The sequence below is a fragment of the Aquabacterium sp. genome, assembly GCF_035476535.1.
Taxonomy (GTDB): domain Bacteria; phylum Pseudomonadota; class Gammaproteobacteria; order Burkholderiales; family Burkholderiaceae_C; genus Pseudaquabacterium.
This window is the reverse complement of sequence record NZ_DATILJ010000178.1, coordinates 1-19,978: the sequence shown is the minus strand read 5'-3', so window position 1 is coordinate 19,978 and position 19,978 is coordinate 1. Positions and strand designations below refer to the sequence as shown.

Below are 19,978 nucleotides of genomic sequence, written 5' to 3'. Positions count from 1 at the left end.
CCATAGGCCGTGTCTGCCAGCGCGGCTTCGCTCAGTGTCAGCGCGGTCCCGTCGATGCTCAGCGCGATCGAGATGCGGTTCGCCGCGGCGGCCACCGCATCCGGCGCACCGCCCAGCGTGAAGGTCCAGGTCTCGGCCAGGCTGCCGCTGGCCGGCAGGCCGCCGCTCAGCGTGTCGTTGCCGTCGCCGCCGCGCAGCGTGTCGTCGCCGGCGCCGCCGCTCAGCGTATCGGCCGCGCTGCCGCCCCACAGCGTGGCGCCGGCGCCGGCGCTGGTGTCCACCACCGTGAGGTTGATGCCGCTGCTCATCGGGTCGATCACGCTGGCCTGGCCGGCGCTGTTGAATACCAGCCCGCCGGCGCTGACGGTGCTGCCGGCATAGTCGAACAGCGTCGTCGCGCCCGACTTCACGGCGCCGGCGTCGAGGTCCAGCGTCAGGCTGCTGCCCTGGTCGGTGGACGCATCGGTCAGCACCAGCGACTCGAACAGCGTCACGGTGTCCAGCGTGGCCAGCGCAGCCACGACCAGTTCGTCGTCGGTGCCGGCGGTGCCGATCACCTGCAGGCCGCTGGCCGACACGGTGCTTAAGTCCAGCACATCGAAATCGACGCCGAAGCCCGGCGTGGCGCCGCTCAGCGTCGCCAGGTTCACCGTGCCGACCAGGCCGCCCACGGCCGCCGAACCCAGCGCTTCGGTGGCGATGCGGATCGCATCGTGGTCGGCGGCGGCGCCGTCGGTGAGTTTCGGTCCACCTTGCGTCGCCGTCAGGATCTTGACCGCGATGTAGAGGTCGTCGGACAGGCCGCTGTCGCGCAGGAACTCGAAGCCGGTCAGTTGCAGCGCGTTCGTCGCCGGGCCGTCCGCCAGGCGCATGCTGGCCACGCCGCTGCTCTGGCCGAGCGTGAAGACCTTGGGCAGGGCGCTGGTGGCGAAGCTGATCGCGTCCTGCCCGTCCTGCGTGCCGGCGATCTTCAGCGAGCCGGCGGCCACCGCGTTGTCCGGCGTGTGCGAACTGGTCACGCTGGTGTTGGCCGACAGCAGCGTCACGCCGTCGCCGTTGGTGAAGCTGGTGGTCGCCACCAGCCGGCCGCTGCTGTTGCCGTTGTCGGCCGCATCGCTGCTGTCCAGCCACGGCGTCAGCGCCACATCGACCAGGATGCTGCGCGTCAGCTCGTTGTACTCCACGGTGTTGCTGCCGCCGCGCAGCACATTGCTGCGCTGATCCAGCGATTCATCGTCGGTGAACGACAAGGTCTCGTCGTGGTCGCTGCCCTGCACCGTGGTCCAGGCCGCGGTGGCCTGCGTGTCGCTGGCGCTGGTGCCGCCGTCGCGGTAGTCGATGTAGCTGCGCCCGTAGCTGCTGCCGTCGTCCAGGTCGCGCAGCACCACGCGGTGCGTGGCCCGGTCTCCGGCGCCGACATCGTCGTCCGGATCGAAATTCCGGCTGAACTCGATCAGCCAGTCCTGGCCTGAATTCGTCAGGTCCAGCACACCGCCGCCGGCCGAGGCGACGATCTCCTCGACGTTGCGCAAGGTGTCGATGCGGTCGGTGGCGTTGTTGAAGACATCGTTGACGCCGTTGTCGTTGACCAGCACATATTGCCGGTCACTGGCGGTCTCGTCGCTGATCACCGCGACGATCTTGCCGGTCTCGGCGCTGTAGTCGACGCGGTCGGTGTCCAGGCCGAGGTCGAAATTGAACAAGGTCTGGTTGCTGACCTGCGGGATGTCGGCCCGGTCCGCACTGGAATTGGTGAGGTTGGGCGGTGGACCGGCGGTGCTGCTGGTGGCCTTCAACTCGGCAATCGACATGCGCTCGGCCTGCGCGCCGGACTGGTCCAGCAAGTCGTGGTTCAGGTAGGTGTTGAACTTGATCTCGCCTTCGGCCGCCGTTTCTGGCGCGTGGGCATTGCTGCTGCTCATCGCATCGGCAATCACCACGGTGTCGGGCGAGCCCACCGGCGGCGGCGTCAGGCTGGTGTCGTTGATCGTGCGGTCGATAGCGCCGCGGTTGCCGGCCAGCTGCAGGTGCAGCACTTCGGCGCCTTCGGTCAGCGCATCGGCGGCCAGCGTGATGGTGGTGGTGGCCGTGCCCTGCGCATTGATCGTGAAGCTGCCGTTGAGCGTGTTGCCGCCGCCGATGTCGGCTTCCGTGATGCCGGTGCCCGAGAGCGAGAAGTTCAGCACCGTGCCGGCAGCCACATTCGTGGTCGTCAGCGTGTAGACGATGCTCGCGCCTTCGTTCTGGTTGGTGACATCGGCGCTCAGCACATAGGTGGGCTGGGGCGCCGGCGTGGTGCTGGTGTCGTTCACCGTGACATCGGCATGGGCCAGGTCGCCGGCCAGCTGCAGGCGCAGCGTCTCGGCCCCCTCGGTGGCGGCATCACCGGCCAGCGTGACACTGGCGGTGCCGACGCCGGAGGCATTGATCGTCATCGTGCCGGCGAGCTGGCCGCCGACCACGTCGGCCGCCGTGATGCCGCTGCCGCTGAGGGTGTACGCGATCACCGCGCCCTCGGCGACGTTCGTGGTCTGCAGCGTGAAGGTGACGGCACTGCCTTCGTCAGCGTCGGCCACGTTGGCGGTGAGCGCGTAGGTCGGCTCCGGCACGGGCTCCAGCGCTTCGGTGAGCTGGCCCCAGCCCAGGCCGTCGTACACCGCGCCGGCGGGCGATTGGGCATAAGCCGCCGCGGCCTCGGCGCGCGCGGCCAGCGCGGCCTGCAAGCTCAGCAGGTCGGCGTTGTCGCCGGCATAGGTTTCCACCAGCGTCGCGACCATCACGGTGAACTCGCCGCGCGACGCGAAGCCAGCCACCAGCGGCGTCAACTCCGCTGCCCACGCGGCCTGAGTGGCGCTCGAGATCTCGGTACCAAAAGCGAAGTTCTCGACCAGCGCGGTGGTGAATGCGGCATCGCTGGCGGTGCTGGCGTAGGCGGTGAAGGGCGATTGCGGCACGGGCAGCTCGAACAGCAGGTCCAGCAGGCCGGCGGCGGAGGTGCCGCCGTTCAGGACGTCCGTGCCCCAGTCGACGATGTCCGCGGTGGGCGCCGCATGGAAGGGGTACGCAAAGATCTTGACCACCGCCACGGCGGTCGGGCTGTAATTGCCAAGTGCTGACATGGTGATGTCTCCGGTATTCGATGGCACAGGCGCCTGGACAGCGCTGTTGAGCCGAGCTTACATGGGCGCGGCGAAGGCATGGCCACGGTGGGCGGGCCGCAGCAACTGTGGCAAATTGCGCTCCTGGTACAGCCCAGGACCGGCTCGGGAGGCAAGCATGCGTCATCCATCGTGTCAGTGGTCCCACCGGCTGGCTCTTCCGGCGGCGCTGATCGCCACGCTCGTCGCGACGACGCCGGCAGGCGCCGCCGGCTGCAACGACGCCCAGTTCGTCGACCTGGTGGCCGAAGCCGCCTGGATCAACATCGATGTAGCGCCCGCCCAGGGCACCGGCGGCGTGCGCGAAGCGCTGCGCCTGGCGCACAGCAGCCATGCCAACCAGCCGGTGCGGATCCGCCTGGCGCCGGGGGTCTATGCCGACACGCTGGGCAACGAAATCTACGCCCAGCGCCTGCAGCGCACGGCGGCCAACCCGATCTGGCTGCAGGCCAGCGACAGCCGGCCCAACGCCACCGTGCTGGGCCACGGCATCAACCTGCTGGGGGTGTCTTACATCGCGATCGATGGCGTGACGATCGGCCCGGCCACCGTGGGCGCGTGGAACGGCCAGGCCCATGCCAACCCGCAGCCGCTGCAGGCGGCGGCCGGCATCCACGTGGCCGGCGCGGCGCTCAACGCCCGCAGCAGCGCCATTCGCAATGGCGCGCTGGATACCACCGTCTATGGTCGTTATGAACCCTCGCACCACATCCTGGTCCGGCGCGTGACGGTGCAGAACCTGTTCGACCCCGCGGAGCGCGATGCCGAGACCAGCGAGAGCCTCAGCATGGACGGCATGAAGTTCAACCAGGTGCAGGACCTGTGGGTGCTGGACAGCGCGGTGCGCCAGACCACGCGCCATGGCATCGACAACGTCGGCGTGCACCGCGCGGCCTTCTGCCGCAACGTGGTGGCCCAGACCGGTGGCGGCCTCGGCATCGAAGCCAAGGGCGGCTCGGTGGACGTGCTCTACGACAGCAACAGCTTCTACCGCGTGCGCCGGGTGGAACTGGGCGGCGAAGAAACCGATGCCACCTACTACTTCTCGCTCGACGGCCGCTGGGACTACGAAGCGCTGCGCACCGTGGCGCGCAACAACCTGATCGTCGACGCGCGCGAAGCAGCGCTGGAGTTTTCCGGCTGCCAGGACTGCGTGGCGGTGAACAACAGCATCGTCTTCACCGCCGCCTACCAGCCCCCCAGCGACGGCGGCACGATCTACGGCGGCGATGCGATGCGGGTGCACGACAGCCGTGTGCTCGGCGCCGCCGATGGTGCCGGCAGCGACTGCCAGTTCTGGGACGCTGCAATTCAAGATTATGTGACGGTCGATCCGTGCTGGGGCGTGGGCGCCCAGGCTCCGGCGCCGGTCAACAAGCTGCTGCGCAATGCCAACCTGACGATCGTCAACAACCTGTTCAGCGCCGAAGGCGGCAGCCTGGGCCGCGGTTCGGGCGACGTGGTGCCCTGCCCGCTGAACGTGACCGGCGGCAACGCGGTGCTGACGCTGAACGCCAACTTCTGGTGGAACGGCGGCAGCCCGCTGCCGGCCAACGGCTGCAGTGCGCTGACCGAAGGCCCGGCCTCACGCTTGCCCGGTGCCGGCGCCACGGCCTCGCCGATCAACGGCGGCGCGGTCGATGCCGGCAGCCTGGCCCGCATCGGCAGCAGCATCATCACGGCGCTGTTGCCCACGGCCGGCAGTGCGCTGCAGGGCATGGCCGTCGCTCAAGCGCAGCAGGGCACGGAAGACCGGCTCGGCGCGCCGCGCGGCAACGCGGTAGGTGCGCTGCTGGGCAGCAGTGCGCCATCCGACCGGCTGTTCAACTTCGGCGAGCGCTTCTACCCGCAATACTTCGCCGGCCACAGCATCAGCGGCACGGCCTCGGGCTACTACTACCGCTACTACCCGTTGACGCAGAACTACATCGGCACGGCCAACGGCCACCTGCATGTGCTGGGCCCGGCCTTCAACAACGAGATCGTCGACCTGGGCCTGATCAGCACCTGGCTGCCGCTGGCGATGGATGCCGGGCTCTGAGCCGCGCCTGGCCGCGAGCCTTCACCAGCGCGGCGGCAGTCGCTCCCCGGGCAGCACGTCGTAGGGCGAGGCCCAGCCCGGGATCTGGCGCAGACGCTCCAGCCAGGCGGCGATGTTCGGGAAGCGCGTCGCCACCTCGTAGCCGCTTTCCTCCACCGGATAGAACAGGTAGCCGCACATCGAGAAGTCGGCGATCGTCGGTGCATCGCCGATCATGAAGGCATGGTCGGCCAGTTGCTTGTCGACGATGCCGAAGCTGTTGTCCAGTCGGCCGCGCAGCCAGGCCATCACCGCCGGATCGGGCGCCACCGGCGCAAAGGCCTTCATGAACCGATAAGTCGCAAAGTAGCTGGTGAACTTGTGGTTGTCGAACAGCAGCCAGCGCAGCACCTCCTGCTGCTCTTCTTCGCCCTGGCCGCCGAAGTCACCATGGCGGCGCGCCAGGTGCATGAGGATCACGCCGGACTGCGTGAGCCGGCGTTCGCCGTCTTCGAGCACCGGCACCTCGCCCATCGCATTGGTCTGCTCGCGCCACGCCGCGTCTCGCGTCATGCCGTTCAAGAAGTCGACGAACACGGCCTCCCAGGGCTGCTTCAGGGCATTGAGCAGGAAGGCCACCTTGAAGGTGTTGCCGCTCTGGCAAAAGCCGTGCAGTCGATAGCTCATGTCAGGCTGCCGACTGTTCGCGCGAGACGATGCGGTCGACCACCGGGTGCTCGGCCATGCGCCGACGATGTTCGGCCACCTTGGGGAAGCGGTTGACGTCGACGCTGTCGCCTTCCAGCCACTGCGCCAGCGTGAACAAGTAGATGTCGCTGACGCTGTAGCGCTCACCCAGCACCCAGGGCCCCAGCAGGTAGTCGCGCTCGATCAGCGCAAAGCAGTCGCCCACCGTCTGCGGCACCTTGGCTTTCATCGCTTCGACCGCCGCCGGGTCATCGGCCCAGCGGTAGCCCCGCATGCGGTGGGCATGCGCCACATGCACGGTGGCGCACAAGTAGCTGTTGAAGGCATTCATCTGGGCCAGCGCGAACACATCGTCCAGCGGCGCCAGCTTGGCCTGCGGATGGGTCTGGGCGATGTACTGCAGGATCGCCGGTGTCTCGGTGAGGATGCCGCGCTCGGTGACCAGCGCCGGCACACGGCCCTTGGGATTGAGCCGCAGGTACTCTTCCGAGCGCTGCTCGCTGCGCGAAAAATCCACCCGCACCGCTGCATAGTCGGCGCCGGCATGTTCCAGCGCGATGTGCGAGGCCAGTGCACAGGTGCCGGGGGCGTAATACAAGGTGAGCATGCCGGGTCCTCGTGAAACGATGCTGGATGGTAGCGGCTGGCGGACGCTTGTTCGCAGTTGCTCGCGGCAGCCCTGCGCGGCGCCCTGGCTGCGAAAGGCCGCGGCTCAGGCCGCGTCGAGCACGAGTTGCGTCTGCGTCACCACCGCGCACAGCTTGCCTTCGGCGGAGCTGATCGTCGTCTGCCAGACCATCGTGGTCCGCCCGCGGTGAAGCGCCACGCAGTCGGCCGTCACCGTGGTGTTGACGCGGGCCGCGCTGATGAACTTGGTGCTGGAGTCCGTCGTCGTCGTGCGCTTGCCCTGCGGCAGGTTGAGCACTGTGCCGACGGCGCCCAGCGTGTCGGCAAAAGCCATGGTGGCCCCGCCGTGCAGGATGCCGCCGCTGGTGCACAGTTCGGGCCGCACGAGCATCTCCGCCGTCACGCGCTGCGCTTCGAGCGCCGTGATGCGCACGCCCATCAAGCCGGGGAACAAGGGGGTCAGCAGTTGCTGCACGGCGTCCAGGGAGAGCATCGGTCGATCCTTTCAGCGCTCGCTTCGGCGGCGGTTCGAGTCCAGCTTCTGGGTGTCGGGCCCGGTTCAGGGCAAACCGTTGCGGCCATGCCGCCGAAAGCCTTCACGTTCCGTCAAACGTTCATAGTAAGCGGCCACGGCAGGCAGCGCCGGCCGCGCCATCGGTGTCATGAACCAGCGGTGGGTCGACAGGCCCAGCACGATGTCGGCCAGCGTGAACGCCGCACCGGTGATGAACGCGCCGGTCTGCTGCAATTGCGCATCCAGCAGGCTCATGTGCTGGTTCCAGTTCGCCACGCTGTCGGCGATGGCTGCCGCATCCATGTGTTTCGGGCTCTGGCGCACCAGGCTCATGAAGGCGTAGCGCCAGGCGGTGTTCAGCTCGGTGGCTTGCCAGTCCATCCACTGCTCCACCCGCGCGCGGGCCTGCAGCGCGCTGGGCAGCAGTTCGGAGCGTTCACGCGCCGCCAGGTAGCGGCAGATCGCGTTGGATTCCCACAGCACGAAGTTGCCGTCGCGGATGACCGGCACCATGGCATTCGGGTTCAACGCCAGGAACTCGGGCGCGCGCAGCGACAACGCGTCGGTGCCCCACTCTTCGTGTTCATACGGCAAGGCCATCTCGGCACACAGCCACAGTACCTTGCGAACGTTGATGGACGGCGACCGGCCCAGCAGTTGCAGCATGTGTCAGAGGTGTTGGATCCATTCACGCACCAGGCGCTTCAAGGCCGTGCGCTTGGTGTCGATGTCCTTCAGGCCGGTGAACATCGCCGACGCGCGGTCTTTCGCCAGCCAGTGCAGCAGCCCGGTCGGGTCGTCGATCTGCAGGCCGTCAGTGACACCCCCGGTGGCCGAGGCCTTGACCTTGGCCCCGGTGTGGAAGATCAACTCCAGGCCGCCCTTGGCGCGCAGGTTGATCGTGGCAAAGAACTCGCTGGTGCGAAAACTCGGCGCGTTCCACTTGATGCCTTCGCCGATGTCGGCATGGGCGCCGAGGATGATCTTGCGCAGCGCTTCGATCTCCGGCTTGCAGGGGTGGTCCAGCGCGGCCAGGAAGTCGGTGACCGCCTGGCTCTGCTGCTGCACGAGCCGGGAGGTTTCCATGGCGGCCGGCCGAGTCATTTGCAAGTCAGGCGTGCAGGTCGGGCGTTCAGTCCAGCAGATCGGCGGGCACGTTGCCGCCGTTGTCGGCCAGCTTGCGCAGCACAGTTTTGTGCAACCACATGTTCATCTGCGCCGAATCGCCCATCTTGTCGGCCGGGCAGCCCAGTTCGGTGGCCAGTTCCTTGCGCGCGGCCAGGCTGCTGTCCAGGCCCAGCAACTTCATCAGATCGACGATCGAGACCTTCCAGTTCAGCTTCTCGGCATGCGAAGCCGCCAGATCCGACAACTTGGCCACGACGTCCACGTCGCTGATGGCCACCGGCGCAGGTGCGGGGGCTGGCGCCGCGGCGGCTTCGGCTGCAGTGGCGGCAGCGGCGGCGCTGGCGGCGTCCACTTTGTCGTTGCCGAAACCGAGCTTGGACAGGATGCTGCTGAAAATTCCCATGGTGTGACCTTTCGAAGTGGATCGCCCCTTATACACCGCGGCCAATGAACTGCGTTCCACCGAGCACCAACACCACGCCGCGCGACGCGGCGCATGGACTCATCGGCAGAACACAGCGGCGCAGCGGGCCGCGGGCGCGTCAGCCGAACACCGTGTCGCTCTGCGCGTGCGCGTTGCCGACGAACAAGCGCAGCGTCGTCATCTCGCCATCGTTTTCCCACACCCGGCCCTGGATGAGGAACTGGCGGCCACCGATGCGGATGACGTCGCCCTGCGCGGGCGGCACCGGATGGCCTTGCCAGAACTGCGGCACGACGGTCTTGGACTGCCGTATCCAGGCCTGGTCATCGGTGCTGAACACCAGCACGACTTTGAGCGCTTGCTGACCCATGTTGCTTCCTCACGCGTGGCGATGCGGATCGCGGAGCGGTGAGCTTAGCGCAAGGTCGATGGCTCAATAGGGCTCGAAGGGCACGCCGTGCTTCTTCAGCATCGCGACGATGAAGTGCTTCCAAGTGCCGTCCGGCGACCACACCGTGGCCACGGCTTCGTAGGCGCGCTCCGGCGGCTCCTTGCCGACGATCACGCGGTGCAGGAAGACCATCGACGACGCCCGCATGTTGACCTGGCAGTGCACCAGCAGCTTGCGCTCGGCATGGGCAGCCATCGCAGCGACGAAGGCCTCGAAATCAGCCTCGGTGGGTTTGTTGAACGGGATCGGGATGTTGACGAAGGCCAGGCCCTGGCCCTGCACGATGCCGGCCTCGTTCGGCACCGCATCGGACACGGTGAGCGGCGCCAGGTAGATCACCGCGCCGAAACCCTGGGCCGCCAGCAGGGCCAGCGCATCGGCCCGCGGCTGGCCGGCGGTGATCAGGCGCGGCGAGATGAGCACGACATTCGGCGCCTTGAGCACCCGCTCTTGCGCGCTGCCATGCAGTGGCTGCAGCAGCAGGCTGCACAGCGCAGCGGCCAGCAGAGGCCTTCGACCGGTGCTCGGCGAGCGTTGATGCATGCGGCATGCTACGACAGCCGGCCCGCGGCACGGCCCCGATACCGCCCCGCAGCGGCCCCGCAACGCCCCATCACCAGGTGTCCGAAAACGGCCAGCGTCTGCCGCGCGCCAGCCTCAGCATGGTGCCACCGCCACTGCAGACCCGCCCATGTCCGATGCCCTTCCCCTTGCCGTGCGCCGCCTCGTGGGCTCCAACCTGGCCGCGCAATCGGCCGAACAACTGAGCCTGGCGGCGGTGCCGATCGTCGCCGTGCTGGTGCTGGGCGCCGGGCCGGGTGAAGTCGGCTGGCTGGCGACAGCGCAGACGCTGCCCTTCCTGCTGCTGTCGATTCCGCTGGGCCTGTTGGCCGATCGCGGTTCGCGCCGGCGGCTGATGGTGCAGGCCGAAGTGCTGCGCGCGCTGGCGCTGCTGGCGATGATCGCGGCGCTGCTGTTCGAGCGCTTGTCGATCGGCCTGCTGGCGGCGCTGGGCTTCGTCGGCGCGATCGGCACCGTGGCCTTCAGCGTCGCCGCGCCGGCGCTGGTGACGGCCCTGGTGCCGCGCGCCACGCTGGCCCAGGCCAATGGCCGGCTGGAACTGGCGCGCAGCGCGGCCTTCATCGCCGGGCCAGCACTCGGCGGTGCGCTGGTGGCCTGGGCCGGCGCGTCGGCGGCCTTCGTGCTGGCGACCATGCTGTCGGCCGCCGCCGCGCTGCTGCTGGTCGGCCTGCGCGAACCCGAACGACAAGCCGCTGCCGCGAAGCGCCACCCATGGCTGGAGTTGCAGGACGGCGCGCGCCTGGTCTGGCGCCATGCGTTACTGCGGCCCATCCTGCTCACCGCCGTGGCCTGGAACATCTCGTGGTTCGTGCTGCAGGCCGCGTACGTGCCCTATGCCATGCGCGCGCTGGGGCTGCAGGCCGGCGCCGTGGGCCTGACGCTGGGCAGCTACGGCGTCGGCATGACGGTGGGTGCGCTGCTGACGCCGCGGCTCGTCGCCGCGATACCCTTCGGCCGCGCGATCCTGCTCGGCCCGGCGATCTCGGTGCTGGCCGCCGCAACGATGGTGGCCACGCTGGTGTTCCCGGTCGGTGGGCTGGCGGCCTTGTCGTTCTTTCTGTTCGGCGCCGGGCCCATCGTCTGGACGATCACGTCGATGACCTTGCGGCAGACCGCCACGCCACCCTCGATGCAGGGCCGTGTCTCGGCGATCTTTCTGACGGTCAACGCCGGCGCCCGCCCGCTGGGCGGCGCGCTCGGTGGCCTGATCGGTGCCGGCTGGGGTGAACCGGCCTGCCTGGTGCTGGCGCTGGCCGGCTTCGTCGTGCAGGCGCTGGTGATCTTCGGCTCACCGGTGCGGGTGTTGCGGCAGTTGCCGCCGGCCGTGGCGTAGGCCTGCGCTCAGCCGACTTCGCTGTGCCGTTCGATGATGCGGGAGACGATGCCGTAGGCAATCGCCTCCTGCGCGTTCATCCAGTAATCGCGCTCCATGTCCGCCTTCACCGCCTCCAGCGGCTTGCCTGTCTGCGTCGCGATCACCGTGGCGATGCGTTGGCGCGTGCGCAGGATTTCCTTGGCCTGGATCGCAATGTCCGTGGCCTGACCACCGGCGCCGCCGGCCGGCTGATGGATCATGAAGCGTGTGTTCGGCAGGCACAGGCGCCGCTCTTTCGGCGGCGACAGGAAGATGTGCGCGCCCGCGCTGGCCACCCAGCCGGTGCCCACCGTCGTGACCGGGGCATCGACAAAGCGGATCATGTCGTGGATGGCATCGCCGGATTCGACGTGACCGCCGGGCGACGAGATCAGCATCGTGATCGGCGCATTCGACTCCGCGGCCAGCGCCAGCAGCCGGCGGCAGGTGCTGCGCGCCAGCGCATCGTCAACCTCGCCGAACACCAGCACGAAGCGCGACTTGAACGACAGCTTCTCCTCGAGGTTGTCGTCCTTTTCGGACGGCGCGGGTTTGTCATCGGTCTTGGCAAGACGGGTATGCATGGTGATCTCCTGGGAAGCTGCGGATGATTATTGCGCGGCGGGTGGCAGCGCAAGGTGGAAGGCCCGCAGCGCCTGGGTCACATCCGCCGGCGAGCGCACATGCACGGCCTGGAGACCGGCCTCCGAGGCCGCGTTCACGTTCTCCAGCAGATCGTCGAAGAAGAGGATGTCCCCGGCCGCCACGCCGATGGCCCGGGTGATGTGGTCAAACGCTGCTCGCTCGGGCTTGCGCAGCCCCATCTCGTGCGAGGCAAAGATGCGATCGAACGCCTGAACGACCCCGGGAAACAGGCGGGTCCAGGCGGCCATGTGCGTGGCATTGGTGTTCGTGAAGGCATGACAGGGAAGAAGGGCTCGCATGGCTTCGACGATCAATCTGGTTTGCGTCAACTCCCCGACGAAGATCGAATTCCATCCGTTCGAAATCTCCGCGTGCGTTGCGCTCAGTTTGAGCATCGACGCCAAATGGTCAAAGTAAGCGGCAGCCGTGATCTCGCCGCGCTCGTGTTGTTCATACGGCAGGTCGAACTTGAATGCCTGTCGCAAGCCGTCGATGGACAGCGACGAATGCGGCGCCCAGGCGCTGAGGGCGCGGCCGAAGTCGATGTCGACCAGCACACCGCCGAGGTCGAACAACAGGGCCTGAGGTTTCTTGACGGACACGAGCGCTTCCTTCCCTTTGAAGCACCGGATTCTCGCGTCTCAGGTTCAACAAGATCGGATTCCTTGGGCTTGGTGAAAGGCCTCACGCCGCCGACATCGGGCTCGGCGTGCCGGCGTTGCCGACCTCGGGCCCAGGCGGCGCGGTGACGATCGAGGTCAGTGCGGGATCGACGGTGCCGAGGCGATCGAGCGCAGGCCGCGGGCGCCGCAATTCGTCGATGTCGTGAAAGGCCTGCTCCATCGCGCCGGCCGCACCCAGCAAGGCGCTGTCGCCGCGGAAGCGCCCGACCACCTGCAGGCCGAAGGGCAAACCTGCGTCATCCCGCCCGCAGGGCAGCGCCAGCGATGGCAGGCCGGTCAGGGTGGTCACGTAGGTCAGTGCCAGCCAGCGGTAGTAGGTGTCCTGGCGCTTGCCGTCGATGTGGTCGGCGTACAGCGTGGTCCAGGGGAAAGGCGACACGGGCGTGGTCGGCGCCAGGATCAGGTCGTAGCCGGCCATCGCGGCATCGAAGCGGGCGAGGATGCGCGTCTGTTCGGCCTGGGCCCAGGCGCTGTCGAGCAGCGTCATCGCGGCGCCGAGCTCGTAGTTGGCGCGGGTGTTCGGCCCCAGGCTCGCCGGGTCGCGCTCGTAGGCCTCGCGGGTGGCGGCGACGAAGGCCTCGGCGCGCAGCACGTCGAAGCAACGGTGCACGTCGCCGAGATCGAAGCTGATCTCGTCGCAGCTGCGGAACAGGTGCTTCATGGCCGCGATCTTGCGGCGGAAAGCGCCGCGGATCGGCGCATCGACATCGCAGGCGCCGAGGTCTTCGGTCCAGCCGATGCGCAGGCCGCCGAGATCCGTGGCCGGAGGCTGCAAAAAGCTCGCCGGATCCGACGGATAACTCAGCGGATCGCCGACCGCCGCGCCCACCGTTGCCGCCAGCTGCAGGCAGGTGTCGGCCACCGTGCGCCCCATCGGGCCGACGACCGAGATCGGCGTCCAGCCCAGTGGCTTGCGCGAACTCGGCACCAGCCCGGGCGAGGGCCGGAATCCGACCACGCCGCACAAGGCGGCCGGAATGCGCAAGGAGCCGCCGGTGTCGGAGCCGGTGCACACGGGCAGCATGTCGCAGGCCAGCGCGGCCGCCGACCCGCCCGACGAACCACCGGCGTTGAGCCGCGGATCGAAGGGGTTGCCCGTGGCGCCCCACACCGCATTGCGCGTGTTGGCGCCGGCACCCATCTCGGGCACGTTGGTCTTGCCGACGACGATGGCGCCGGCCGCGCGAAGCCGCGCCACCAGCACGTTATCAGCCGACGGCACGTGATGGCGAAACAGCGGCGAGCCCAGCGTGGTCAGCAGGCCTTCGGTGGCCTCCAGGTCCTTCACGCCCAGCGGCAGGCCATGCAGCAACCCGAGCGGCCGACCCGCCATCACCGCGTGCTCGGCGTGACTGGCCTCGGCGCGTGCGCGCTCGAAGCAGGTGGCCGTGATCGCATTGACGAAGGGGTTCACTGCCTCGATGCGGGCGATGCAGGCCTCGAGCAGCTCGACCGGCGACACCTGCCGCGCCTGGATCAGGCGCCGCAACTCGACTGCGGACGTGCTCAGCAAGGTCTGATCGGCGCTCATGCTCAGTCCCCCAGAATCTTCGCCCGCGCGGCGATGGCGCGCATGCGCGGCAACTCGGTGTCGATGCGGGCGGCCACCGCGGCCGCGGGCTCGTAGGCTGGCTGCAGGCCACTGGCCACCAGCTTGGCAGCAATCTCCGGGTCGGTCATGGCCTCGGCCAGGGCCTTCTGCAGCTTGGCCCTGACGTCCGTCGCGAGGCCGCGCGGCGCGAACACCGACAGCCAGGAGTCGGCGGAGAAGCCCGGATAACCCTGCTCCGACACGGTGGGCACCTCGGGCAGCTGGCTGGAGCGCGTGCTGCCGGTGACGACGATGGCCTTGATCTTGCCGGCCCGCAGCTGAGGCTGCGCCGACGCAACGGTGTCGATCGCGAACGGGATCTGCCCGCCCATCAGGTCGGCCATCGCCGGCGCGCTGCCCTTGTACGGCACATGGGTCAGCTTGATGTCGACCGTGTTCCACAGCAACTCGGCCGCGAAGTGACCGGTCGTGCCATTGCCGAAAGAGCCGTACAGGTACTTGCCGGGCGCCGCGCGCACCGCCGCGATCAGCTGCGCCAGATCGTTGACCGGCACGTCGCGGTTGGCGATCAGGATCAAGGGCACACGCGCAACGCCGCCGATGGGCTCGAAACTCTTGACCGGGTCGTAGGGCAGCCTGGCGTTGATCGCCGGGTTGACGGTGAAGGTCGAGCCGGAGCTGATCAGCAAGGTGTAGCCGTCGGCCGCCGCGTTGGCGACGAAGCTGGCGCCAATGACGGTGCCGGCGCCGGCCTTGTTCTCGATCACCACCGCTTGTCCGAGGTGTTCGCCCAGCTTCTTGCCGACCAGCCGACCGACGATGTCGGTGGCCCCGCCGGGCGGGAACGGGATGATCAGCTGCACCGGCTTCGCCGGATAAGCCTGCGCGTGAGCGGCCTGCCAGGGTATCAACGCGGCCAGCATCAGTGCGATGCCAGCCAGCGTGACGAACTTGCGTTTCACCATGTCGTTCACCTCTTCAAGGCAGCCCGCAGGCGGCGCCGGACGATAGAGCGGCACGACCCCGGGGCAAACGCCGCTGGCCGCGCAAGGGACGTAGGGACGTACGGGGACTGGGGGCGGTTCAGCCGTTGCGGAACAGAAAGCTGTAGGCATTGAGCGCCGGCACGCCGCCGAGGTGGGCATACAGCACCTTGGAGCCGGCGGGGAACTCACCGTTGCGCACCATCTGGATCATGCCGTCGGCCGACTTGCCCTCGTACACCGGGTCGGTGAGCATGGCTTCCTGGCGGGCGCACAGGCGGATGGCCTCCATCGTGCCTTCATTGGGCAGGCCGTACTCCGGGCCGCCGAAGCGCGTGTCCAGCACCACGTCCTTCTCGGCGATCTCCTGGCTCATGTCGAGCAGCCAGGCGGTGTGTCGGGCAATGCGCAGGATCTGCGCCTTGGTCTGTTCCGGCTTGGCCGAGGCGTCGATGCCGATCACGCGATCAGCCCGGCCATCGACGGCGAAGCCCACCACCATGCCCGCCTGCGTGCTGCCGGTGACCGAGCAGACCACGATGTAGTCGAACTTGAAGCCCAGCTCGGCCTCCTGCGCGCGCACCTCTTCAGCAAAACCCACGAAGCCGAGACCGCCCAGCGGATGCTCCGAGCAGCCCGCCGGAATCGCGTAGGGCTTGCCGCCGGCCTTGCGCACATCTTCCATGGCCGCCTCCCAGCTCGGCCGGATGCCGATGTCGAAACCGGCCGCGTCCAGGCGCACGTCGGCACCCATGATGCGCGACAGCTCGATGTTGCCGACGCGGTCGTACACCGCATCGGAGTAGTTGACCCAGTTCTCCTGCACCAGCACGCATTTCAGGCCCAGGTGCGCGGCCACGGCGGCCACCTGGCGCGTCTGGTTCGACTGGATGCCGCCGATGGACACCAGCGTGTCGCAGCCCTGGGCCAGCGCCTCGGGAATCAGGTACTCGAGCTTGCGCGTCTTGTTGCCGCCAAAGGCCAGCGCGCTGTTGCAGTCCTCGCGCTTGGCGTACAGCTCCACCTTGCCGCCCAGGTGGGCGCTCAGGCGCTTCAAGGGCTGGATCGGCGTCGGGCCGAAGGTCAGGGAATGACGGGGGAAGCGCTGGAGGTTCATGGGGCTTGACGGTGAAGTGCAGACGACCCGTGAATCTTAGGAAACAAGGATGCGATCGGGGTTGCAAACTTGGACCGATCAGCGCAAGTCAAGTGCCCTGTTCTATGCTTGTGCTCAGCTTTATTCCACGATGGTGATCATGAGCGCAACAAAAGTTCGCAAGACGTCGGCGCCGCCTACCTCCACACCCGCGTCCACGCCCCCCTCCACGCCCGAACCCGGCATCGACCGTATCGACAAGGCCATCCTGCGCCTGCTGCAGCGCGATGCGTCGATCTCGAACGTGGCGCTGGCGGCCAAGGTGAACCTGAGTCCGCCGGCCTGCCTTCGCCGCGTCGATCGCCTGAAGAAGATGGGTTTGATCACCGGCATCGTGGCGCTGCTGAACGCGCGTGCGCTCGACGCCGGCATGCTGGTGCTGATCGGCGTCGTGCTGGACCGCTCGACGCCCGAGTCCTTTGCCGACTTCGAGAAGGCCGCCGCGAAGGTGTCGGGCTGCATGGAGTGCCACGTCGTCACCGGCGAGTTCGACTACTTCATGCTGGTGCGCACGCGCGACAGCGACAGCTTCAACCGGCTTCACGCACAACAGCTGCTGTACCTGCCGGGCGTGCGGCAGATTCGGTCCTTCGTGGTGCTGAAGCAGGTGTTGTCGACGACGGAGTTGCCGATCTGAGGTTCGTTCTTAACGCCTGAATGACGTGGTGTCACGGACTGCCCGCAGCCGCAATCGGGACATTGACGTCCAGGAAATAGCGCGTCACGGTTGTCCGTCGCGGAACTGGTTGACGAGTTCCAGCGTGACCGGCACCGCGCTCCCGCGGCTTGGCAGCAGCGGAATGCCGTTGCGCTCTGCATGTGCGCCACTGGTGCCGCGAGACAGGCCCTGCCGCGCGAGCGCAGAGATCACTTCACCAACGCTCTTGTGCTCCCGCTCCGCCAGGTGCTTGGCTGCTGCCAGGACATCGTCGTCGATCACCAGTGTCGTTCGCATGTCGGGCCTCACGCTGGAAATCGATGCTTGGCATCATGCATCACACATCAGATCCGGACCGTGCGAACCCAAGCACTCAGCAGATGGGCGAGATATCACTCGACGTGAGCGTATAAAGTTGTTGATTCGATCGCGATCAGCCCCCTGGCCCGATGCAGATCAAGCCAACGGATGCACCGCCGGTGGAATCGCCGGATTTGGGATGGCACACCTACCGCAGACAGTGGCGGAGTGCCAAGCGGTGATTTTGCAGGTGATGCCCGGCCGATCTCAGCTTCACCCCTCCCGTCACGTCAAGCCTCATCCTTCGTGCTCCTACAAGGCTTGATCGTTAAGTTCGGTGGATTGCTGCCACCTCACCTGCATGACCCAGGCAAATACTTCACCGGAACGGTTGTTGAGGCACTTTGCCCGCATTTCCAACTTACGTCTTTGCCAGCAGCTATTGGGTTTGAAAGATCCGCAACCTGACCATCAATTAGCGGGGTAATAGTCAGTACATTTTTTGGCGCAGCAAAAAGCTGCTCATCGTACTCGACATAAATCACGCCCGACCGATCTGATGATAGGCGCTTTACGTATTTTGTGGGATTTAAGTCGACGCCACCAAGGTTGCACGTTAAAGAACTGCAAGACATGTCCTGGGGTCGCTCAATAAAAGACTCGACAATACGCGCCCGGAGTGCGCCAGCCATTATTATTCCTTCCGATGCCTTAGCCTTTTTGGTGTAATCTTGATAGGCAGGTAAAGCAATCGCCGCGAGCACGCCGACTATAAATATGAATGCCACAATTGCGATTACGATAATTACTACAGCGGAGCCCTTGGCGGTGTACTTCTCGTTCAGGCGCTCGGAGCTTGTGAAGCAGTAGATAATGAACTCGACAAGCGCGACTAGACCGGGTATATACGTCCAGCAGAAAACTAAATAGAGTATTCCTTGCCAATGCCGGCCAGTATAGAATTTGTGGGCACCTAGTCCGCCAAGAAAGAACGTCAACAAGAGCAACACAGGTTTACTTACTGGTGTTCGCTGTCGTACACCGCACTTGGGACAGATTTCGGCCGCCGGATGGATTAATGCGCCGCAAGTGTTGCACGCTTTGTGGGGTATGGCCGAAGTCTGCTGGGATACGGTGTCGGCGCCTAGATCGGTTTGCATGCTTCCTCCTCTTCTAGCTTGTGATTACGACTCGGTTCCTAGTTAAACTCACGGGGCGCTGAATGTCAATTTTGGGATATGAGCGATGGGCCGAGCGGATTGCTGCGTCGCCGATCGCATGATGCGTGGCAATCGGACGCCTGACGTGAATTGAGGAGCCCTTGATTGGACCTTCGATCGAGTTGGCAATCACTTGCCAGGTTTGGCCTGAAGTATCCATTGCTGACAACATGACGGGATCGAAGCGTTCGGTGAACTCCAAAAGAACTGGTATTCATGGCAGGCGTTCAAAGCGCAGGCCGCGCCGTGCACGCAGACATGTCTCCGGGCCAACGAGCTCACCTCAAGCTCAAACCGAACGACCATCACTCCTCCACATACGTCCGACAGCGGTACTTTTGGGCTGTCAAGCCAGCCACTCATGGGAAGCACGGGTACTGCTGCCCAAGAATCAGGATAGACATGGCGCGCGTTGGCTGTCCACCCGTGTCGGCCCTTGACGCGGGACAACGCCGTTCAGGTCATCCACCGTGTTGTGGATGACCCGAGGCAATGAGCATGACGCTCCGCCGTAACAGGTGCCCGCGGCAGCGACTTCCACGCCTCAATGAGGCGCCCGCCTGCCGGGAAGCGGCGTCCCACGATGGGATCTTCAATAGCGCCGCCATCGCCCGACTCGACTTGTCGACGTTCGAATCACTCATCTTCTGCGGCAAAACACGCGCGAAGGTCATCACCGAGCCAGGCGGGCGTTGGTTCGTCGGCGTTCGGCCCGCGCTGTCGGGCAAAGCGCACTCCTGTCAGAGCGTTCGAGCCGCCCGCTCGCACCTCGGGACAGCGCCCAAACCAGCACTCAAAAGAGCGCTCAAAAACAGGCGCCCAGAACCGCGCTCAAATCGACATCAGAACAACGCCAGCACCATCATCCCCAGCCCCACGATGCTGACCAGCCAGACCCCCGTGCGCACGAAGGTGATGCCGGCGTAATAGACCGGGATGTAGACCAGCCGGGCCCAGAAGAACACGGTGGCGCCGGTGGCGATGTTCGGGTGGGTGCTGCCCGAAGCCTGCGCCACCAGCGCAATCGCCGCGAACAGCACGAAGTTCTCCATCGTGTTGCGCGCGGTGCGCTCGGCACGCCCGGCAAAGCCGGTGGCTTCGGGCAGATCGGCGCGGTTGCCAAACGCCATCATCAAGCCGGCCGGCGTCCAGGCCTTGGCGCGGAGCAGACTGGCCACCAGCACCGTGAGCCAGGTGACGATGGCCATGCAGACAACAAGCGTCAGGGTTCGGTTCATAGCGCTCTCCTCGAGTGTCATCGGGTTTGTGGCGCCGCTGGACGCGGCCCCGCATGTTGACCGCCGGCGCGGGGCTTGTCACCCGGGGTATGGTCGGGGTCATCCCTTGCACGAGTGAGTTGCTGATGCACGTGACCGATGCCGTCGAGCGCCGCTCGTCGATCCGCGATTTCCTGCCCACGCCCGTGCCGGGTGAGGTGATCCGCCGCGTGCTGGCCACCGCCTCTCGTGCGCCTTCGGGCGGCAACCTGCAGCCCTGGCACATCGATGTGCTGGCCGGCGATGCACTGGCCTCGCTGAAGACGCTGATCCAGGCGCGTTTGCAGGCCGGTGTGCGCGATACGCCGGAGTACGACGTCTACCCGAAGGAGCTGGTCTCGCCCTACCGCGACTGGCGCTTCCAGGTCGGCGAGGACATGTACGCGACGATGGGCATCGCCCGCGAGGACAAGCCGGCGCGGCTGCGCTGGTTCGCGCGCAACTATGAATTCTTCGGCGCGCCGATGGCGCTGTTCTGTTCGGTGGACCGGCGCATGGGGCCGCCGCAGTGGTCGGACCTGGGCATGTTCCTGCAGAC

Annotated in this window: 21 protein-coding genes; 4 read left to right on the top strand and 17 right to left on the bottom strand. The window is 66.7% G+C overall.

The window, feature by feature from the left end; all coding sequences use genetic code 11:
- The coding region (locus tag VLK61_RS17315) for a beta strand repeat-containing protein (protein WP_325422861.1) at positions 1 to 3,119 on the bottom strand (3,119 nt) is incomplete at its 3' end.
- 157 nt (positions 3,120 to 3,276) lie between these two features.
- On the opposite strand from VLK61_RS17315, the gene VLK61_RS17310 reads away from it, so the two are divergent.
- Entirely contained in the window at positions 3,277 to 5,199 is a 1,923-nt protein-coding gene (locus tag VLK61_RS17310) for a hypothetical protein (RefSeq protein ID WP_325422860.1), read from the top strand.
- 21 nt (positions 5,200 to 5,220) lie between these two features.
- Here VLK61_RS17310 and VLK61_RS17305 read toward each other — a convergent pair whose 3' ends face one another.
- The 8 genes from VLK61_RS17305 to VLK61_RS17270 form a co-directional block, all read right to left on the bottom strand.
- Positions 5,221 to 5,865 carry a glutathione S-transferase family protein gene (locus tag VLK61_RS17305; RefSeq protein WP_325422859.1) on the bottom strand — a complete coding sequence of 215 codons (645 nt, stop codon included), beginning with the start codon at positions 5,863 to 5,865 and terminating at the stop codon, positions 5,221 to 5,223.
- 1 nt (position 5,866) lies between these two features.
- Entirely contained in the window at positions 5,867 to 6,493 is a 627-nt protein-coding gene (locus tag VLK61_RS17300; RefSeq protein WP_325422858.1) for a glutathione S-transferase family protein, read from the bottom strand.
- A gap of 105 nt (positions 6,494 to 6,598) precedes the next feature.
- Positions 6,599 to 7,006, bottom strand: a complete 408-nt coding sequence (locus VLK61_RS17295; protein ID WP_325422857.1) for a PaaI family thioesterase — start codon at positions 7,004 to 7,006, stop codon at positions 6,599 to 6,601.
- A 66-nt stretch (positions 7,007 to 7,072) separates the two neighbouring features.
- Entirely contained in the window at positions 7,073 to 7,693 is a 621-nt protein-coding gene (locus VLK61_RS17290) for a glutathione S-transferase family protein (protein WP_325422856.1), read from the bottom strand.
- 3 nt (positions 7,694 to 7,696) lie between these two features.
- Entirely contained in the window at positions 7,697 to 8,113 is a 417-nt protein-coding gene (locus VLK61_RS17285; protein WP_325422855.1) for a DUF1801 domain-containing protein, read from the bottom strand.
- A 46-nt stretch (positions 8,114 to 8,159) separates the two neighbouring features.
- Positions 8,160 to 8,558 carry a DUF3597 domain-containing protein gene (locus VLK61_RS17280; protein WP_325422854.1) on the bottom strand — a complete coding sequence of 133 codons (399 nt, stop codon included), beginning with the start codon at positions 8,556 to 8,558 and terminating at the stop codon, positions 8,160 to 8,162.
- Positions 8,559 to 8,697: 139 nt separating this feature from the next.
- Positions 8,698 to 8,949, bottom strand: a complete 252-nt coding sequence (locus VLK61_RS17275; RefSeq protein ID WP_325422853.1) for a hypothetical protein — start codon at positions 8,947 to 8,949, stop codon at positions 8,698 to 8,700.
- Between the two features lie 63 nt (positions 8,950 to 9,012).
- Positions 9,013 to 9,573, bottom strand: coding sequence for a protein tyrosine phosphatase family protein (locus VLK61_RS17270; RefSeq protein ID WP_325422852.1), 561 nt, complete (start codon positions 9,571 to 9,573; stop codon positions 9,013 to 9,015).
- A 148-nt stretch (positions 9,574 to 9,721) separates the two neighbouring features.
- Between VLK61_RS17270 and VLK61_RS17265 the strand changes: the two genes are divergently transcribed.
- Positions 9,722 to 10,945: an MFS transporter gene (locus VLK61_RS17265; protein WP_325422851.1), complete on the top strand. Its 1,224-nt coding sequence runs from the start codon at positions 9,722 to 9,724 to the stop codon at positions 10,943 to 10,945.
- Positions 10,946 to 10,953: 8 nt separating this feature from the next.
- Here VLK61_RS17265 and VLK61_RS17260 read toward each other — a convergent pair whose 3' ends face one another.
- The 5 genes from VLK61_RS17260 to VLK61_RS17240 all read right to left on the bottom strand — a co-directional run bounded on the left by VLK61_RS17260 (position 10,954) and on the right by VLK61_RS17240 (position 15,946).
- On the bottom strand, positions 10,954 to 11,550 hold the full coding sequence (locus VLK61_RS17260; RefSeq protein ID WP_325422850.1) for an ATP-dependent Clp protease proteolytic subunit: 597 nt from the start codon (positions 11,548 to 11,550) through the stop codon (positions 10,954 to 10,956).
- A gap of 27 nt (positions 11,551 to 11,577) precedes the next feature.
- The gene (locus tag VLK61_RS17255) at positions 11,578 to 12,213 is read right to left on the bottom strand and encodes an HAD-IA family hydrolase (protein ID WP_325422849.1); all 636 of its coding nucleotides are present in this window, start codon (positions 12,211 to 12,213) and stop codon (positions 11,578 to 11,580) included.
- 82 nt (positions 12,214 to 12,295) lie between these two features.
- Positions 12,296 to 13,825: an amidase gene (locus VLK61_RS17250; protein WP_325422848.1), complete on the bottom strand. Its 1,530-nt coding sequence runs from the start codon at positions 13,823 to 13,825 to the stop codon at positions 12,296 to 12,298.
- A gap of 2 nt (positions 13,826 to 13,827) precedes the next feature.
- Entirely contained in the window at positions 13,828 to 14,811 is a 984-nt protein-coding gene (locus VLK61_RS17245) for a Bug family tripartite tricarboxylate transporter substrate binding protein (protein WP_414636825.1), read from the bottom strand.
- Between the two features lie 118 nt (positions 14,812 to 14,929).
- Complete coding sequence (locus tag VLK61_RS17240) at positions 14,930 to 15,946, bottom strand: 1-aminocyclopropane-1-carboxylate deaminase (protein ID WP_325422847.1); 1,017 nt, start codon at positions 15,944 to 15,946, stop codon at positions 14,930 to 14,932.
- 139 nt (positions 15,947 to 16,085) lie between these two features.
- On the opposite strand from VLK61_RS17240, the gene VLK61_RS17235 reads away from it, so the two are divergent.
- On the top strand, positions 16,086 to 16,622 hold the full coding sequence (locus tag VLK61_RS17235) for an Lrp/AsnC family transcriptional regulator (RefSeq protein ID WP_325422846.1): 537 nt from the start codon (positions 16,086 to 16,088) through the stop codon (positions 16,620 to 16,622).
- Positions 16,623 to 16,706: 84 nt separating this feature from the next.
- Here the strand turns inward: VLK61_RS17235 and VLK61_RS17230 are convergent, their stop codons facing one another.
- The 3 genes from VLK61_RS17230 to VLK61_RS17220 all read right to left on the bottom strand — a co-directional run bounded on the left by VLK61_RS17230 (position 16,707) and on the right by VLK61_RS17220 (position 19,401).
- The gene (locus VLK61_RS17230; protein WP_325422845.1) at positions 16,707 to 16,940 is read right to left on the bottom strand and encodes a ribbon-helix-helix domain-containing protein; all 234 of its coding nucleotides are present in this window, start codon (positions 16,938 to 16,940) and stop codon (positions 16,707 to 16,709) included.
- 356 nt (positions 16,941 to 17,296) lie between these two features.
- A complete protein-coding gene (locus VLK61_RS17225) occupies positions 17,297 to 18,103 on the bottom strand; it encodes an NINE protein (protein WP_325422844.1) in 807 nt (268 codons plus the stop codon).
- 902 nt (positions 18,104 to 19,005) lie between these two features.
- Positions 19,006 to 19,401, bottom strand: a complete 396-nt coding sequence (locus VLK61_RS17220) for an MAPEG family protein (RefSeq protein ID WP_325422843.1) — start codon at positions 19,399 to 19,401, stop codon at positions 19,006 to 19,008.
- Positions 19,402 to 19,526: 125 nt separating this feature from the next.
- Between VLK61_RS17220 and VLK61_RS17215 the strand changes: the two genes are divergently transcribed.
- The coding region (locus VLK61_RS17215) for a nitroreductase family protein (RefSeq protein WP_325422842.1) at positions 19,527 to 19,978 on the top strand (452 nt) is incomplete at its 3' end.